We start from the raw sequence: 16566 nt of genomic DNA on the forward strand, positions 1-16566 counted from the left end.
CGCACGGGCTCTGTAGCGCCACAATCATGGTCATGAAGCCCACCTCGGGTGGTATCCGAACGCCCGATCAACGGTTGCGAGTCTTCGTGAGTTCGACTCTCAGAGAGCTCGCCGCCGAACGGAAATCAGCAAGGGTCGCCATCGAGCGACTCCGCCTCGCGCCGGTGATGTTCGAGCTCGGCGCGCGACCCCATCCCCCGCGGGAGCTCTACCGCGCTTACCTGCGTCAGAGCGACGTCTTCGTCGGCCTCTACGGCGAACGGTACGGCTGGGTGGCGCCCGGGGAGCCCGTGTCAGGGCTCGAAGACGAGTACAACCTCGCGCCCGATCTGCCGAAGCTCATCTACATCAAAGAGTCGGCAGAGAACCGGGAGGAACGGCTGGTCGAACTTCTCGACCGTGTGCGCGACGACGACGGTGCGTCGTTCAAGTACTTCTCCACACCGCAGGAGCTGCGCCGGCTGCTCGAGGCCGACCTCGCCACGCTGCTCGCCGAGCGGTTCGACCAGAGCCGCCAGGAGCCCACCGGCGAGACGGCACCGACACTGCTCGAGCCCGAGGCGGCCATAGCCCCGGTCCCGCTCACCGAGCTGATCGGCCGCGACGCCGAGCTCGACACCGTCGAGGCTCTGCTGCGGCGCGACGCAGTCCGTCTCGTCACCCTCATCGGCCCCGGTGGGATCGGAAAGAGCCGACTGGCGATCGACGTCGCCAGCCGAGCACGCGCCCGCGGCGGGGAGACCGCGTTCGTCGACCTCACTGCGGTGAGCGACCCCGCCCTCGTGCCGAACGCGATGGCCGAGGCACTCGGCGTTCTCGACACCGGCGACCGTCCCATCACCGAGAAGCTCACGACGGCGCTGCGGCAGCGCCGGATGCTCGTCGTGCTCGACAACTTCGAGCAGGTGCTCGCGGCGGCACCGGGGCTGATCCCACTGCTCTCCGCGGCGCCCGGCCTGAAGCTGCTCGTCACCAGCAGGGCACTCCTCCGCGTATCGGGCGAACACGCGGTCGATGTCGGTCCGCTCGCGCTTCCGCACGCCGGCCACACCCGCGACACCTCGGCGGCGGAAGCGGCAGCGGTCGCCCTCTTCATCGAGCGGGCTCGCGCGGTCAAACCGGACTTCGAGGTCACGCCCGAGAACGTCGACGCGATCGCGGCGATCTGCGCCGCACTCGAGGGCGTGCCGCTCGCGATCGAGCTCGCCGCGGCGAGGAGCAGGATGCTGACGCCCGCCTCGATGCTCGCCCGCCTCGACCGTCGGCTGTCGCTGCTCTCGGGCGGGCCCCGCGACCTCCCGGAGCGGCAGCAGACCCTGCGCCGTACCATCGAGTGGAGCACGCAGCTGCTGAACGACCGTGACAAACGGCTGCTCGCCGAACTCGGCGTATTCGCCGGTTCGTTCTCGCTCGAGGCCGTCGAGTTCGTGACGGAGGATTCATCCGGCCCCGACTTCGATCCGCTCGTCGGGCTCGGCACGCTGGTCGACAACAGCCTGGTGCGCGAGCAGGACCGCGGCGGTCGGCCCTACTATTCGATGCTCACCACCGTGCGGGAGTACACGCTCGAGCAGCTCGAGGCCGACGGGTCGCTGGAGGCCACGCGCACGGCGCATGCCCGGTACTTCGTGATGCTCGCGCGGTCGCTGGAGACCGATCTGAAAGACGGCGGCCAGCGCGAGGCGATCGCGCTGCTGAACGGCGACCGTGACGACCTTCGCGCGGTCGCGCGGTTTCTTCTCGATACACGGGATGCCACGAACCTGGCACAGTTCTCGTGGTCGCTGCTCATCTACTGGTGGCTGGGCGGACTGCTCGGTGAGGTGCGGGCGTGGATGGACGAGCTGCTCGGCTCGGGTGTCGAGCTCGACGACCGCACGAGGGCCCGGGCGCTGTACTTCATCCACTCGATCGCGCTCTGGCAGGAGCCCAACGACCGCGTCATGCCGGGTCTCACCGAGAGCGTCGAGCTGTTTGCCCGCGCCGAGGACCGCTCGGGCGAGGGCCTCGCCGAACTGTCTCTGGCCCTCGCGGCCGTCGCCAATCGGCCTCCCGACGCGAAGCGCGCGGAGGAGTCTCTCGACCGCAGCATCGCGCTGCTCAGGGATGCGCACGACAGCTGGGGTGAGGCGATGGCCCTCGTGACCTCCGGACGCGTCGCACTGGTGCAGAAGTCGGTGCACCTCGCCATGGAACGCTTCGAGAAGAGCCTGTCGCTGGCCCGCGCCCAGGGTGAGGACATGGGCATCGCCACCGCCCTGCAGCACACCGGCTGGGCGCAGCTCGTTCTCGGACACCCGGACGACGCACGCGCGTCGTTCGAGGAGAGCCTCGCCATCTCGGCCCGGCTGGGTCACGCCGAGGGCGTCGCCTACGGGCTCGAGGGCCTGACGGCCATCGCCGCAGCCGAGGGGCTGGTCGACCGCGCCGGCCGGCTGCTGCGGGCCTCGGAGTCGCTGCGCAGGCAGACCGGGCTCGGCGACGCGCGGAGCTTCTCGTTTCACAAGCACTACCTCACGCCGATTCTCGCCGCGCACGCGGTCGAGCTGGAACGCGCGCGCAGGGAGGGTCGGGACATGTCGATCGACGAGGCGGTGCGCTTCGCACTCGATAGGACCGCGGCGACCGCCCCGGTCGTCCACGCCGCCAGCAGCTAGGCCGTGACCTCGTCGAGGAACGCGATGGTCGACTCGAGCGCGTCGCGGGCGTCGGCGAAGTCGAGGTGGAACTGGTACTCGTGCGGCAGCGACGGCTCGTGGTCGTCGGCATAGAACACCGTAGTCACCGGCACACCCAGCTCGTCGAGCCTCGCCGCCAGCGGCCGGGACTGCGTCGGGGTGAGCGGGTCGCCGTTGCCGCCCGAGATCCAGGTCTGCGGAAAGTCGGCGGTGACGAAGTCGAGGGTCGACATCTCTACGCCGCCGGGATGGTCGGACCAGTCGCGGTCGCCGATGTACGACCAGAGGGCTACTCGAAAGCCCCAGCCGCCGATGCCCGGGGCGTTCGGGATGCCGCTGACGTCGTAGATTCCACAATTGAGCACCACGGCCCGCAGCTGCTCGCGGTCGAGGGCAGGCTCCATCCCGACGAGGTCGGCGTAGGCGGGGTTGGAGACCAGCGTCGCCAGCTGGCTCGTGAGCTGCGCGCCGGCCGAGTCGCCGGCGATCACCAAGCGGCCGGGGTCGATGCGGTACTCGTCGGCATGGTCGACGAGGAAAGCCAGCGCGCCGTTGAGCTGGCCGAGCGCCGTCGGATACGTGGTCTCGGGTGAGATCGTGTAATTCAGCGCCACAGTCGTGTAGCCGCGGTCGGCGATGGTGCGCAGGTACGGGCTGACGTCGTGCTTGTCGCCCGAGATCCACGCGCCGCCGTGGATCCAGACGACGGTCGGCAGCGCGTCGTCTCCGCCGTCGGGCGAGAACACGTCGAAGGTGGTGTCCGGCCCTGCGTCCGCGTACGAAACGTCGAGGGTGGCCGCCACGCCGTTCTCCGGCGCGTAGGGCTCCATCTCGGCGTGCGTGTCCGCCGCACCCTTCTCGAACACGCCTCGGATCAGCAGGGCGGCCGGCCACGGACTCAGCACGGCGACGAGGGCCGCGACCAGCCCCAGCACGAGGGCCGCGAGCGGGATCGAATGACGTTTGAGTCCCAGCCAGCCCTGAACTTTGTTCGACATACCGCGAGCCTATCGTCGGCTCCCGCCAAGCAGGGGTTCCGTAACATGGGTCGGATGCGCTTTCCCGTCTCCCGCCTGCCTCGACCGGTGCCGGTCAAGGCGTGGATCACCGATTCCCGCCTGCTGCTCGCGGCGAAGACGGCCCTCGCGGTGGGCATCGCATGGCTGGTCGCCCGCCTCGTGCCGGGCGTCGCCGACGACTACCCGTACTACGCGCCCCTGGGCGCGCTGATCAGCATGAGCCCTACGCTGATGGGCTCCGTGCGGGTGGGCGTGCAGACGGTCGTCTCGCTGGCCATCGGCATCGTGCTCGCCGGCGCCGTCATCCTGCTCGCCGAACCGAACGTCGTCACGATCGCGCTCGTCGTCGGCATCGGCTCGCTCATCGCCGGCAGCCGGTGGCTGAAGGCGGGCGGCGACTACGTTCCCGTCGCCGCCCTGTTCGTGCTCATCATCGGGGGTCAGAACGCCGACTCCTACTCGATCGGCTACGTCGTGCAGATGAGCGTCGGCATCGTCGTCGGGCTGGTCGTGAACTTCACCATCTTCCCGCCTCTCACGATCGGCACCGCGGTCTCTCGTCTCGGCGAGTTCCGTGCGCTGCTGGCCTTGCACCTCGACGAGATGGCGCAGGCGCTCGAAGAGAGCTGGCCGCCAGAGCACGAGGACTGGGCGGGGCGCAGCGACACCCTGCGCGACACGGCCGACGGTGTGCGCGAGTCGTTGCGGGAGGCCGACGAGAGCCGCAAGGGCAACCCTCGCGCGCGTCTGCACAAACGCGATCTGGCCGTGGACTACTCCGACCTATACGACCTCGAGTCGATCACCTTCTACGTGCGCGACCTGACCGAGGTCCTGTCGGCGGCGATCTGGAAGAAGCGGCAGTTCGAGGCCGAGCTGCCCGAGTCGCTCCGTGCTCCGCTCGCGGAGACGTTCCGCGCGATCGGCGGCGTGCTCGAGGCGCGCAACGCCGGCGACGACATCACGCCCGCGGTGCAGGCGGCGGAGGCGGCTCTGGAGACAGCCATCGCCCACCTCGACGAGCAGAGCGACAGCGCCCACTCGTCACTCGGAACCGCGGCATCCGTCGCCTTCGCCGCCCGCCGCATCCTCGCCATCATGCGGCTGAGGACGCAAGAGGCCGCCGAGAAGTGAACTCCCGGCGGACTCTAGCGTCGTTGGCTATACCTGCTGCGCGCGCTCCAGCACGAGCTCGCGCACGCGGGCCGCGTCGGCGGTTCCGCGCATGGCCTTCATCACGGCGCCGATGACCGCGCCGGCGGCCTGGACCTTGCCGTCGCGGATCTTCTCGAGCACGTCGGGCTGCGCCGCGAGGGCCTCGTCGATCGCCGCGATCAGCGGACCGTCGTCGGAGACCACCACGAGCCCGCGGGACTTCGTGACCTCTGCCGGTCCGCCCTCGCCCGCGACGACGCCCTCGAGCACCTGGCGCGCGAGACGGTCGGTGAGCTCGCCGTTCTCGATCATCGCGATGAGCTCGGAGACGTGCAGCGGCGAGACGAGCGACGACGCGTCGGCTCCGGCGACGTTGGCTAGGCGGGCGATCTCGCCCGTCCACCACTTGCGGGCCTGGGCGGGAGCGGCGCCCGCGGCGACCGTCTCCTCCACCTCGACGAGCAGGCCGGAGTTCAGAACGTCCTGGAACTCGAGGTCGGTGAAGCTCCACGCCTCCTTGAGACGGCGGCGGCGCACGGCGGGCGCCTCGGGCAGCGCGGCGCGCAACTCGTCGATCAGCTCGACGCTCGGGCGAACCGGAAGCAGGTCGGGCTCGGGGAAGTAGCGGTAGTCGTCGGCGTCGCTCTTCGGACGCCCGGCGCTCGTCACACCGGTGTCTTCGTGCCAGTGGCGCGTCTCCTGCGTGATGGTGCCGCCCTTGGCGAGGATGGCCGCCTGGCGCTGGATCTCGTAGCGGATGGCGCGCTCGACGCTGCGCAGCGAGTTCACGTTCTTCGTCTCGGTGCGGGTGCCGAGCTTGCCGGTGCCGCGCGGGGTGAGGGAGATGTTCGCGTCGCAGCGCAGGTTGCCGCGCTCCATCTTCGCCTCGGAGATGCCGAGCGAGACCGCGATGTCGCGGATTGTCGAGACGTAGGCCTTGGCGAGGTCGGGGGCGTCGGCCTCCGCGCCGTAGATGATGTTGGTGACGATCTCGACGAGGGGAACGCCCGCGCGGTTGTAGTCGACGAGCGAGTACTCGGCGCCCTGGATGCGGCCGGTCGAGCCGCCGACGTGGGTCAGCTTTCCGGCGTCCTCCTCCATGTGGGCGCGTTCGATCGACACCTGGAACACGCGGCCGTTGGGCAGCTCGACCTCGACGTTGCCGTCGTGCGCGATGGGCTCGTCGCTCTGGCTGATCTGGTAGTTCTTCGCCAGGTCGGGGTAGAAGTAGTTCTTGCGCGCGAAGCGGCTCGACGGCGCGATCTCGCAGCCGAGTGCGAGGCCCAGGCTGATCGCGAACTTCACGGCCTGCTCGTTGACGACCGGCAGGCTGCCCGGCAGGCCGAGGTCGACGGGCGTGATCTGCGTGTTCGGCTCTGCGCCCTGGTTCTCGGAGTTCGCCGGGTTGGGGGCGTCGGAGAACATCTTCGTCTTGGTGTTGAGCTCGATGTGTACCTCGAAGCCCAGCACCGGCTCGAACAGCTCGAGCGCCTTGTCGTAGTCCATCAGTTCTGCCTTGGCCATCAGATGGCTCCTTCTGTTGCTGCGCGCATCTCGGTCTGGACCAGGTCGGGTGCCCGGCTGATGAGGGTGTGCCCCCAGCGCTCCTCGAGCAGTCGTTCCAGCGTCGCGCCGACCTCGTAGAGGCGAGCGTCGGCGCGGGCGGGCGCCATGATCTGGATGCCCACGGGGAGACCGTCTTCTGGGGCGAGGCCGATCGGCAGGCTCATGCCCGGGATGCCGGCGAGGTTCGCCGGAATCGTCGTCACGTCGTTCAGGTACATCGCGAGCGGGTCGTTGATCTTCTCGCCGATCTTGAAGGCCGTCGTCGGCGCGGAGGGGCTCACCAGGACGTCGACCTTCTCGAACGCCGCGGCGAAGTCGCTCTGGATGAGCGTGCGCACCTTCTGCGCGCTGCCGTAGTAGGCGTCGTAGTAGCCGGCGCTGAGGGCGTAGGTGCCGAGGATGACGCGGCGCTTCACCTCGGGGCCGAAACCGGCCTCGCGGGTGGCCGACATCACGTCTTCGACGGTGCCGCCGCCGACCGGGTTGACGCGCAGGCCGAATCGCACGGAGTCGAACTTGGCGAGGTTCGACGAAGCCTCGGCGGGCAGGATCAGGTAGTACGCGGCGACCGAGTACTCGAAGTTGGGCGCGTCGACCTCGACGATCTCGGCGCCGGCGGCGGCGAGGATCTCGAGGCTCTCGTGGAAGCGCTGCGTCACGCCGTGCTGGAAGCCGGGGGCGTCGAGCTGCTTGACGACGCCGACCCGGAGTCCCTTGAGGCTCTCGGCCTTCTGGCCCGAGAGCGCGGCGGCGGTGAAGCTGGGCCACTCGTCGCGCAGCGAGGTGGAGTCGCGCGGGTCGTGCCCGCCGATGACGTCGTGCAGCAGGGCCGCGTCGAGCACGGTGCGGGAGACGGGGCCGACCTGGTCGAGCGAGGAGGCCAGGGCGATCGCCCCGTAACGCGAGACGCCGCCGTAGGTGGGCTTGACGCCGACCGAGCCGGTGACGGCGGCGGGCTGGCGGATCGACCCGCCCGTGTCGGAGCCGAGGGCGAGCGGCGCCTCGAACGCGGCGACGGCCGCGGCGGATCCTCCGCCCGAGCCTCCGGGGATGCGCTCGAGGTCCCACGGGTTGTGCGTCGGACCGTAGGCGGAGTGCTCGGTGGTCGAGCCCATCGCGAACTCGTCCATGTTGGTCTTGCCGAGAGGGATCAGGTTCGCGGCGCGCAGTCGGGCGACCACGGTCGCGTCGTAGGGCGGGATCCATCCCTCGAGGATCTTCGAGCCGGCGGTCGACGGCATGTCGATCGTGCACAGCACGTCCTTGATCGCGACGGGTACTCCCGCGAGGGGCCCGAGCTTCTCGCCGGCGGCGCGCTTGGCGTCGACAGCGGCGGCGGTCTCGAGTGCGGCGTCGGAGATGTGCAAGAAGGCGTGGACGTCGCCGTCGACGGCGGCGATGCGGTCGAGATGCGCCCGGGTGGCTTCGACGGACGAGACCTCGCCCGAGGCCAGCTTGTCGGCGAGCGCGGCGGCGCTGAGGGTGATGATCGTCATGGTTACTGCTCCTCTCCGAGAATGGCCGACACCTTGAAACGGGCGCCGTCGTGCTCGGGGGCGCCCGCGAGCGCCTGGGCCGCGGTGAGCGTCTCGCCGGGAACGTCTTCGCGGAACACGTTGAACAGCGGAATGGGGTGGCTGGTCATGGGCACGTCGGGGGTGGCCACCTCGCTCACCTTGGCGACGTTGTCGAGGATCGCGCCGAGCTCGCCCGAGAGCGACTCGATCTCTTTAGGGCTCAGGGCGATTCTCGCGAGGTTCGCGAGATGCGAGACGACGTCGGTCGTGATTTCAGACATGGGACTCCGTGCGATTGTGAGCGTTGCGATTGCGAGAGCCGGATGCGGCTCACTCGAATGACACCCCAGCTTAACCGCCCGGCGCAGCCCTCATGCTCAGCGGGACAGGCTGAACCGTGTCGACGGGCGGCCCGCGGTGGCGTAGTCGAGGCTCTTGCGCGCCCTGTCGACGGCGACGAGGTACTCGAGGTAGCGGCGGGCGCTCACGCGCGACAGCCCGGAGAGCTCGGCGACCTCTGCCGCGGTGCTGTCGGGCGCGCCGACCAGGGCCTTCTCGACGGTGGCGAGCGTCTCGGCGCTCAGCCCCTTGGGCAGCTGCGGGCGCCCCCGGGCGCCGGTCCGCATCAACGCGTCGATGTCGCGCTGGGCGAGCTCGTCGTTCGCGCTCGACCCGAGCAGCGCCAGCCGGTCGCGGGCCACGTCGTCGAGACGTGCCCGCAGGTTGACGGCGGTGAACGGCTTCACGAGATAGTGCTGGATGCCCGCGCTCCTGGCCCGGCGCACGCTGTCGACGTCGCGCGCCGCAGTGACCGCGATCACCTCCGGCTGGTGACCGCCGAGCGCCCGGAAGTCGCGCAGGGCGTCGAGGCCCGACAGCCCGGGCAGGTCGAAGTCGAGCAGCACCAGGTCGGGGCGCACCTCCTCGATCAGGCGTAGCGCTTCCGGGCCGCTGTGCGCCGACCCGACGACGGCGAACGCGGGGTGTGCCTCGACGAAGCGGGCGTGCAGTGCGGCGACCTCGACGTCGTCGTCGACGATGACGGTTCTGAGGCGCGCCGAGACGGTCACGACGCCCCCACCGTGCTCGACCGGGACCGCGGTGCGGAGAGGTCGGCTGCGTCGATCCCGGCCAGGGGCAGCTCGACCGTGAAGCGGGCACCGCCGAGCGGCGAGCGTCCCACCGCGGCGCTGCCTCCGGCACGCACCACGATGCGCCGCACGAGGGCCAGGCCGATCCCGCGGCGGCGGCTGATGGTCTCGCCGACGGCTTCGGCTCCGCCCTTCGTGCTCACCCCCTCCTCGAACACCCGCTCGTACTGGTCGGGGGCCACGCCCGAGCCGTCGTCGTCGACGGTGAGCCGCAGCCGGTCTCCCTCGACGGTGAAGCCCAGCTCGATCCGGTTTCCGGCCGTGCACGCCTCGAGCGCGTTGTCGATGAGGTTGCCGGCGACCGTCAGCAGGTCGGCGCGCAGGGTCATCGCCGCGTCCGACCGCAGGGCGGCGGGCAACGGCTCCGAGCCGGCGATCGACACCGTCATGCCCAGTTCGCGGGCGTGGCTCGCCTTGACCAGCAGCAGCGCCGCCAGCTCGGGGATCTCGCTGATGACCTCCTCGCCCGCGACGCGCAACGCGCCTCCCGTTCCGGTGCGCTCGACGAAGTCGCGGGCGTCGTCGACGAGTCCGAGCTCCAGCAGCCCGGAGATAACGTGCAGCTTGTTAGCGAACTCGTGCGACTGGGCGCGGAGACCGTTCGTGAGCGACTGGGCACCGTCCATCTCGCGCAGCAGCTGGTGCAGCTCGGTGTGGTCGCGCACCAGCAGGGTAGCCCCGACGGCGCGGCCGTCGAGCTCGGTGCCGGTGCTCCGGGCGACCAGGATCCGTTCCCCCGCCAGCACCAGCTGGCCTCCCGCCTCTCCTCGTTCCAGCACCGCGACGAGCGGCGGGTCGAGCACGTCGGCGGCGGCGTGGCCGGTCAGAGAGTCGCGCTCGAGTCCGAGCAGCTCGATGGCCGCGTCGTTGACGAGCGCGATGGTGCCCGTCTCGTCGACGCTGATCACGCCCTCGCTGAGGCCGTGCAGCATGGTCTCGCGCGAGCCGACGAGGGAGGCGATCTCCTTCGGCTCGAGCCGGTAGATGCGGCGCCGGATGACCGCGGTCACCCACGCCGACCCGAAGATGCCGACCACGGCGGATGCCACGAGTGCCATGACGAGGCCGGCGAGGCCGCCGACGAACTCGTCACGCAGCGCCGACTCGAGGATCCCCACCGAAACGGTGCCCACCACCGCGCCATCCGCCGACCGCACGGGGACCTTGGCCCGCCACGACTCGCCGAGGGTTCCGGTCTGGGTGCCCACGTACATCTCGCCGGAGAGGGGGATCGACGGGTCGGTCGAGACCTGCTCGCCGATGCGGTCGGTGTCGGGGTGCGAATAGCGGATGCCACGGGCGTCGGTCACCACGACGTAGGTGACGTTCGACGCCTCGCGGATGACCTCCGCGATCGGCTGGATGACCGCAGCCGGATCCTCGTCGTCGAACGCGTCGTGGATCGCGGGGAGACGAGCGACCGACTGGGCGACGCCGATCATGCGGTCGAGGTAGGCGTCGCGCACCTGCCGCTCCGACAGGCTCACGGCGACGATGCCGGTGCCGAGAACGACCGCGCAGACGATCAGCGCCTGCAGCAGCAGGAGCTGGTTTCGAAGCGACATTGCTTTCACTCCCCCATTGTCGTGCGCCCGGCACCGGCGCGCACGGCGGGGCCACCGATCGGCGCGGGCGAGTCGCGGCCAATAGTTACGAAAGGGTCGTGCGCCGCCGTGCCCTCGATACGGTTCCTGTCAGCAGATCGCGTTCGCAACGAGGCGGACACTCAACGAGGAGAAGATTCATGCGACGACTCGCACTGGTCATCGTGGCCGCGACAGCGGCTCTAACACTGGCATCCTGCAGCTCGACCCCGGGAGACTCCGAACCCGCGGCCGACGGCGGCGAGGTCACCGACGTTCAGATCATCGTTCCCGCCGAGCCCGGCGGCGGCTGGGACCAGACAGGGCGATCGATGTCGCAGGTCCTCACCGGCGAGAAGATCGTCGACTCCGCCCCGGTCACCAACATCGGCGGCGCGGGCGGAACCGTGGGCCTGGCGTCGCTCGCCAACGAGAAGGACCCGCACAGCCTCATGGTCACCGGCCTGGTGATGGTCGGCGCCGTCGAGACCAACGCGGCGCAGAACCGCATGGAGGACACCACCCCGATCGCCCGGCTCACCGAGGAGGCTCTCGTCGTGGTCGTGCCCGCCGACTCCGAGTACGACACCCTCGAAGACCTCGTCGACGACATCGTCGAGAACGGGCAGGACGTCTCGGTGACGGGCGGGTCAGCCGGCGGCGCCGACCACATCCTCGCCGGGCTCCTGCTCGAGGAGGCCGGACTCTCCGGGTCGGAGATCGCCGAGAACCTCAACTACATCCCCAACTCGGGCGGCGGCGAGGCGGTCGCGCTCATCCTCGGCAACAACGCCTCCGCCGGGATCTCGGGCATCGGCGAGTTCGTCGAGCACATCGACGCCGGCACGATGAAGGCCCTCGCCGTGTCATCCGCGGAGCCCGCCGAGAACCTTCCCGACGTGCCCACGATCACCGACGCCGGCTACGACGTGGTGCTCACCAACTGGCGCGGCGTGCTCGCCCCGACCGACATCTCGGAGGCCGACCGCGACGCGCTCGTCGACGTCGTCACCGAGATGCACGACAGCGAGGCGTGGACCACCGAGCTCGAGACGCGCGGCTGGGCAGACGCCTTCCTCACCGGAGACGAGTTCGCCGCGTACCTCGACGAGAACATCGCCGAGGTCACCACGACCCTGCAGAACATCGGGCTGGTCGGCTGATCATGAGCGCACCCACGACGCCCGCGCCGGGCTCCGGCCCCGCGCGGGCGGCGGGCGCATCCGCGAACCGGTCGAGGATCGGCGAGTTCATCTTCGCCGGCCTCGCCCTCGCCCTCGGCGTCTTCGTGTTCGCCGGCGCGTTCGCCATCCGCCTGCCGGCCGCGGGAACGCAGGTGGGGCCCCGCGTCTTCCCCTTCTTGGTCGGCACCATCCTCGTCGTCTCGGCGACGATGGTGATCGTCGGCGTCGCCCGCGGAAAGGTGGCCGAACTCGAAGAGGGCGAGGACATCGACGACTCGGCCCGCACCGACTGGGTCACACTCGCCAAGATCGTCGGCTTCGTCGTCGCCCACATCGCGCTCATCGAGATCGTCGGCTGGCCGATCGCGGCCGCTGTGCTGTTCGGCGGCGTCGCCTGGTCGCTCGGCGCCAGACGCTGGTGGGCCGCACTGCTCATCGGGCTCGCGCTCGGCCTCATCGTCTACGTGCTCTTCGGCGGGCTGCTCGGCCTCTCCCTTCCCTCCGGACCGCTCCTGACCTGGCTCGATCCCCTACTGCGCACCCTGAGGGGCTGACATGGACAACATCATGAACCTGATGGAGGGCTTCGCGACCGCCCTCCAGCCCGAGTACCTCATCTACGGCTTCATCGGCGTGCTCATCGGCACCGCCGTCGGCGTGCTGCCCGGCATCGGCCCGGCGATGACCGTCGCGCTGCTGCTGCCGCTGACCTACGCCCTCGACCCCACCGCCGCGCTCATCACCTTCGCCGGCATCTACTACGGCGGCATGTACGGCGGCTCGACCACCAGCATCCTGCTGAATACCCCGGGCGAATCGGCGTCGATCGTGACGGCGCTCGAGGGCAACAAGATGGCCAAGCTCGGGCGCGGCGCCGCGGCACTCGCCACCGCCGCCATCGGGTCGTTCATCGCCGGCTCGATCGCCACCGTGGGCCTCACCCTGCTCGCGCCCACCATCGCGGCCTGGGCAGTGAACCTGGCCCCGGCCGACTATGTGGCGCTGATGGTCATCGCCTTCATCACCGTCGGCGCCCTGCTCGGCTCCTCGGTGTGGCGCGGTCTCACCTCGCTCGGCATCGGCCTGTTCCTCGGGCTCGTCGGCACGGAGATCCTCTCCGGACAGCAGCGCTACACGTTCGGGCTGCTGCCGCTCGCCGACGGCATCGACGTGGTGCTCGTCGCGGTCGGGCTCTTCGCGGTCGGCGAGACGCTGTACGTGGCGTCGCGGCTGCGCCACGGCCCGGTCGCGCTGATCCCGGTGACCCGCGGCTGGCGCAGCTGGATGACCCGCGACGACTGGCGCCGCTCGTGGAAGCCGTGGCTGCGCGGCACGGCGATCGGCTTCCCCATCGGCACGATCCCCGCCGGCGGCGCCGACGTGGCGACGTTCCTCTCCTACGCGAGCGAGAAGAAGCTCAGCAAGCACAAGGAGCAGTTCGGGCGCGGCGCCATCGAGGGCGTCGCGGGACCCGAGGCCGCGAACAACGCCGCGGCCGCCGGAGTGCTCGTGCCGCTGCTGACCCTCGGGCTGCCGACCACCGCGACCGCCGCGATCATCCTCTCGGCGTTCCAGTCGTACGGCATCCAGCCCGGACCGCAGCTGTTCACCAACCAGCCCGCGCTCGTCTGGGCGCTCATCGCGAGCCTGTACATCGGCAACGTGATGCTGCTCGTGCTGAACCTGCCGCTCGTGGGCATCTGGGTGAAGCTGCTGCAGATCCCGCGACCGTACCTCTACGCGGGCATCCTGACGTTCGCCGCTCTCGGCGCCTACGCGGTGAACTTCGCGATCGTCGATATCGTGATCCTGCTGGTGATCGGCATCGTCGGGTACTTCCTGCGCAAGTACGGCTATCCCATCGCTCCCCTCGTCATCGGCCTGATCCTCGGCCCGATGGCGGAAGCGCAGCTGCGGCGAGCGCTGCAGCTCAGCCAGGGGGACCTGACGGCGCTGTTCACGCGCCCGTTCGCGGCCGTCTGCTACATCGCGCTGATCCTGATCATCGGCCTCGGCCTGTGGCTGCGTCGTCGCCAGAGCCGGCTGGAGCACGCACTCGCAGCCGCGGCCGCGGCCGACACCTCGGTCGAGGCTGCCGTCAACCGCATGTGGGAGCCGGGGCAGCGACCGAGCGATGTGGCAACGTCCGACATCGACGTCGTGAAGCCCCGCGACGGTCGCGACAGCAGGTAGAGGCGGCTTCCTCCGTTCCGTGTGAGGGGCGGAGGATGCGCCGTCGTCTAACCTCAACCCAACGATGCGCGACCCCCGTGCGTCATGAGGGGTAGGAGGTTCCCAATGCGCGCGAAACTCGCCGTTCTCACAGTCGCCCTGCTCGCGCTCACCGGCTGCGGGATCTCGACCGGCAATGAGCCAGACCCCGACGGCGACGACATCACCGGCAACTGGCAGCTCACGGCCGGCACCGACCTCACCGGCACGTTCGTTCTCGACGACGTTCCCCAGCCCATCACCCTCGAGCTCTCCGGCAGCACCGCGGCGGGGCAGGCTCCGTGCAACTCCTACACGGGCGAGTTCAACGGCACGTCAGACGGCGTGGACTTCGGTCCGTTCGCCAGCACGCGAATGGCGTGCTCCCCCGACTCGGTGATGGAGCTGGAGAGCCGCTACATCGCGGGGCTCGAGGCGGCCGACACCGCCACCGTCGACGGCTCGACACTCACCCTGAGCCTCAACGACGACGTGCTCGAGCTGGTGTTCGAGGAGGCCGTCGCCACACCGGCGGCCGACCTGGTCGGACCAACCTGGACGCTCGAGACGATCGCCGTAGGCGACACCTCCGCAAGCGTGGAGGGCGAGGCGACGCTGATCTTCGGCGAGGACGGCACCTTCCGCGGCAACGCCGGATGCCACGGCTTCTCCGGCTACTACGTCTACAAGGACGACGCCGTGAACTTCACGAACCTCGACGTCGACCACACGGAGTGCTCCGACGAGCTCGCCGCGCAGGAGACCACGGTCTTCGACATCCTCGGGCAGGGTTTTATGGCAACGATCGACGGCGACACACTCACCGCGACCAAGACCGGCGGAGACGGCGCGCTCGTCTACCGCGCGGAGGAACCGCAGTGAGCGGTGGGGCGCGGCTCTCGATTCTCGCGGCGGTGGCGCTCGTGGCAGCGACCCTGTCCGGCTGTGCCGCACCCGCACCCGTACCCGCAGACGACACGCAACCGGAGGCGACGGCAGTGAGCGATCTCAACGGCGAGTGGCAGCTGACCAAGGCGAGCGACGCCGACGGCGCCCTCGCGGTGAACGGGATCCCGGTGACCCTGGTGATAGCGGATGACTCGGCCTCGGGTCAGGCCCCGTGCAACAGCTACACCGGCGAGGTCGACATCGAGGGCGACTCCGTCGAGTTCGGCACCATCGCGCAGACGCTCATGGCCTGCACCGACGACGCGCGCACCGAGCTCGAGACCCGCTATCTGGCGGCGCTGGAGCAGGTGAGCGGCTCGACGCTCGCCGGCGACACCCTCACCCTGACCGGCGACTCGGTGACCCTGCAGTTCACCCTCCTGCCGAAGAAGTCGATCACCCGCTGATCTGTAACGCCGCCGAAACGCGCGGGCGTTAGCGTTGCGCCATGACATTCCATGTGCCCGCCGTCGACATCACCGCCTGGACCGCAGGCGGCTCCGACGAGGAGAGGGCGGGAGTCGCCGCCGCGATCGACGCCGCCTGCCGCGAGGTCGGATTCATCCAGATACTCGGCCACGGGATCCCGACGAGCGTCACCGACGGACTCGCTGGCGCGATGGACGACTTTTTCGCCCAGGACCTCGAGACCAAGAAGCGCAGCATCGCGCCGAAGGGGACGAACCGCGGCTACACCCCGCCGAAGGCCGAGTCGCTGAGCCTGAGCCTCGGCGTCGAGAGCGCGACGCGCATGAACGACTTCTTCGAGGCGTTCAACGTCGGGCTCGCGACATCCGACTTCCCCGGCGTCGCGCTCGACCCGATGGAGTACGCCGAGAACGTCTGGCCGGAGGTCGACGGCTACCGCGAGCGCATCGACGCGTACTTCGCGGAGGCGGGCCGCGTGGCCCGCACCCTCACCGACATCTTCGCCGCCGCGCTCGGCCTCCCCGCCGACTTCTTCGACTCCTACACCGACCACTCGATCGACGTGCTGCGCATGAACAACTACGCTCTCCCGCCGGGCACCGTCGACCTCGACGGCGACCTCATCGGCATGAGCGAGCACACCGACTTCGGCATCGTCACCGTGCTGTGGGCCGACCAGGTGAAGGGCCTGCAGGTGCTCGGCGCCGACGGCTCGTGGAACGACGTGAGCCCCGCCGACGACGCCCTGCTCGTCAACCTCGGCGACCTCACCTCGCGCTGGACGAACGAGCGGTGGATGTCGACACTGCACCGGGTGAAGCCGCCGATCGTCGACGGCACCATCAACCGGCGACGCAGCGCCGCCTACTTCCATGACGGCAACGCGGATGCCACGATCGAGGCGATCGCGTCGACGATCGAGCCGGGCGGCTCGGCGCTGTATCCGCCGATCACGGTGAGCGAGCACATCAGGGCCAAGCTCGCCGGTTCTCGCGCGGGCAAGATCAACACGTCGGCGACGCGGGAGGCCGCCCGCGTGCTGGCCTCGAACGGGTAGACGGCTACAGTCCGTCGCACGACGAACCGCGACCCTCCATGTGCCCACGCGGCGACTGGGTGGCCAGT

The 16566-nt window shown here is 69.9% G+C and carries 14 protein-coding genes; 8 read left to right on the forward strand and 6 right to left on the reverse strand.

The window, feature by feature from the left end; translation table 11 throughout:
* Positions 1 to 86: 86 nt before the first annotated feature.
* Complete coding sequence (locus ABIE21_RS07545) at positions 87 to 2657, forward strand: DUF4062 domain-containing protein (RefSeq protein ID WP_354024158.1); 2571 nt, start codon at positions 87 to 89, stop codon at positions 2655 to 2657.
* On the opposite strand, the gene ABIE21_RS07550 is transcribed toward ABIE21_RS07545, so the two are convergent.
* On the reverse strand, positions 2654 to 3676 hold the full coding sequence (locus ABIE21_RS07550; protein ID WP_354024159.1) for an alpha/beta hydrolase: 1023 nt from the start codon (positions 3674 to 3676) through the stop codon (positions 2654 to 2656). The two genes, ABIE21_RS07545 and ABIE21_RS07550, sit on opposite strands and share 4 nt — an antisense overlap.
* A 54-nt stretch (positions 3677 to 3730) precedes the next feature.
* On the opposite strand from ABIE21_RS07550, the gene ABIE21_RS07555 reads away from it, so the two are divergent.
* Positions 3731 to 4831, forward strand: a complete 1101-nt coding sequence (locus tag ABIE21_RS07555) for an FUSC family protein (protein WP_354024160.1) — start codon at positions 3731 to 3733, stop codon at positions 4829 to 4831.
* A 27-nt stretch (positions 4832 to 4858) separates the two neighbouring features.
* On the opposite strand, the gene gatB is transcribed toward ABIE21_RS07555, so the two are convergent.
* From gatB to ABIE21_RS07580, 5 genes are all read right to left on the reverse strand, one after another.
* On the reverse strand, positions 4859 to 6376 hold the full coding sequence (gene gatB, locus ABIE21_RS07560; protein ID WP_354024161.1) for an Asp-tRNA(Asn)/Glu-tRNA(Gln) amidotransferase subunit GatB: 1518 nt from the start codon (positions 6374 to 6376) through the stop codon (positions 4859 to 4861).
* Entirely contained in the window at positions 6376 to 7914 is a 1539-nt protein-coding gene (gatA, locus tag ABIE21_RS07565; protein ID WP_354024162.1) for an Asp-tRNA(Asn)/Glu-tRNA(Gln) amidotransferase subunit GatA, read from the reverse strand. The genes gatB and gatA overlap by 1 nt, the downstream gene beginning before the upstream one ends.
* Before the next feature lie 2 nt (positions 7915 to 7916).
* On the reverse strand, positions 7917 to 8216 hold the full coding sequence (gatC, locus tag ABIE21_RS07570) for an Asp-tRNA(Asn)/Glu-tRNA(Gln) amidotransferase subunit GatC (protein ID WP_354024163.1): 300 nt from the start codon (positions 8214 to 8216) through the stop codon (positions 7917 to 7919).
* 96 nt (positions 8217 to 8312) lie between these two features.
* On the reverse strand, positions 8313 to 9005 hold the full coding sequence (locus ABIE21_RS07575; protein ID WP_354024164.1) for a response regulator: 693 nt from the start codon (positions 9003 to 9005) through the stop codon (positions 8313 to 8315).
* Positions 9002 to 10651: a sensor histidine kinase gene (locus tag ABIE21_RS07580; protein ID WP_354024165.1), complete on the reverse strand. Its 1650-nt coding sequence runs from the start codon at positions 10649 to 10651 to the stop codon at positions 9002 to 9004. Before ABIE21_RS07580 ends, ABIE21_RS07575 begins: the two co-directional genes overlap by 4 nt.
* A gap of 179 nt (positions 10652 to 10830) precedes the next feature.
* On the opposite strand from ABIE21_RS07580, the gene ABIE21_RS07585 reads away from it, so the two are divergent.
* From ABIE21_RS07585 to ABIE21_RS07610, 6 genes are all read left to right on the forward strand, one after another.
* Entirely contained in the window at positions 10831 to 11832 is a 1002-nt protein-coding gene (locus ABIE21_RS07585; protein ID WP_354024166.1) for a Bug family tripartite tricarboxylate transporter substrate binding protein, read from the forward strand.
* A 2-nt stretch (positions 11833 to 11834) separates the two neighbouring features.
* Complete coding sequence (locus tag ABIE21_RS07590; RefSeq protein ID WP_354024167.1) at positions 11835 to 12407, forward strand: tripartite tricarboxylate transporter TctB family protein; 573 nt, start codon at positions 11835 to 11837, stop codon at positions 12405 to 12407.
* 1 nt (position 12408) lies between these two features.
* On the forward strand, positions 12409 to 14046 hold the full coding sequence (locus tag ABIE21_RS07595) for a tripartite tricarboxylate transporter permease (RefSeq protein WP_354024168.1): 1638 nt from the start codon (positions 12409 to 12411) through the stop codon (positions 14044 to 14046).
* Positions 14047 to 14151: 105 nt separating this feature from the next.
* On the forward strand, positions 14152 to 14946 hold the full coding sequence (locus ABIE21_RS07600; RefSeq protein ID WP_354024169.1) for an META domain-containing protein: 795 nt from the start codon (positions 14152 to 14154) through the stop codon (positions 14944 to 14946).
* Positions 14943 to 15419, forward strand: a complete 477-nt coding sequence (locus ABIE21_RS07605) for an META domain-containing protein (RefSeq protein ID WP_354024170.1) — start codon at positions 14943 to 14945, stop codon at positions 15417 to 15419. The genes ABIE21_RS07600 and ABIE21_RS07605 overlap by 4 nt, the downstream gene beginning before the upstream one ends.
* 41 nt (positions 15420 to 15460) lie before the next feature.
* A complete protein-coding gene (locus tag ABIE21_RS07610) occupies positions 15461 to 16498 on the forward strand; it encodes an isopenicillin N synthase family dioxygenase (protein ID WP_354024171.1) in 1038 nt (345 codons plus the stop codon).
* Positions 16499 to 16566 lie beyond the last annotated feature (68 nt).

Origin of the sequence: Conyzicola nivalis, assembly GCF_040548875.1 — a bacterium.
Taxonomy (GTDB): Bacteria; Actinomycetota; Actinomycetes; order Actinomycetales; family Microbacteriaceae; genus Conyzicola; species Conyzicola nivalis_A.

Bases quoted from the DNA above. Each gene is read 5' to 3' on its own strand.
- ABIE21_RS07600 (WP_354024169.1), top strand. From the start codon at position 14,152: ATGCGCGCGAAACTCGCCGTTCTCACAGTCGCCCTGCTCGCGCTCACC.
- ABIE21_RS07550 (WP_354024159.1), bottom strand. From the start codon at position 3,676: ATGTCGAACAAAGTTCAGGGCTGGCTGGGACTCAAACGTCATTCGATC.
- gatA (WP_354024162.1), bottom strand. From the start codon at position 7,914: ATGACGATCATCACCCTCAGCGCCGCCGCGCTCGCCGACAAGCTGGCC.
- gatB (WP_354024161.1), bottom strand. From the start codon at position 6,376: ATGGCCAAGGCAGAACTGATGGACTACGACAAGGCGCTCGAGCTGTTC.
- ABIE21_RS07555 (WP_354024160.1), top strand. From the start codon at position 3,731: ATGCGCTTTCCCGTCTCCCGCCTGCCTCGACCGGTGCCGGTCAAGGCG.
- ABIE21_RS07590 (WP_354024167.1), top strand. From the start codon at position 11,835: ATGAGCGCACCCACGACGCCCGCGCCGGGCTCCGGCCCCGCGCGGGCG.
- ABIE21_RS07595 (WP_354024168.1), top strand. From the start codon at position 12,409: ATGGACAACATCATGAACCTGATGGAGGGCTTCGCGACCGCCCTCCAG.
- ABIE21_RS07610 (WP_354024171.1), top strand. From the start codon at position 15,461: ATGACATTCCATGTGCCCGCCGTCGACATCACCGCCTGGACCGCAGGC.
- gatC (WP_354024163.1), bottom strand. From the start codon at position 8,216: ATGTCTGAAATCACGACCGACGTCGTCTCGCATCTCGCGAACCTCGCG.
- ABIE21_RS07580 (WP_354024165.1), bottom strand. From the start codon at position 10,651: ATGTCGCTTCGAAACCAGCTCCTGCTGCTGCAGGCGCTGATCGTCTGC.
- ABIE21_RS07585 (WP_354024166.1), top strand. From the start codon at position 10,831: ATGCGACGACTCGCACTGGTCATCGTGGCCGCGACAGCGGCTCTAACA.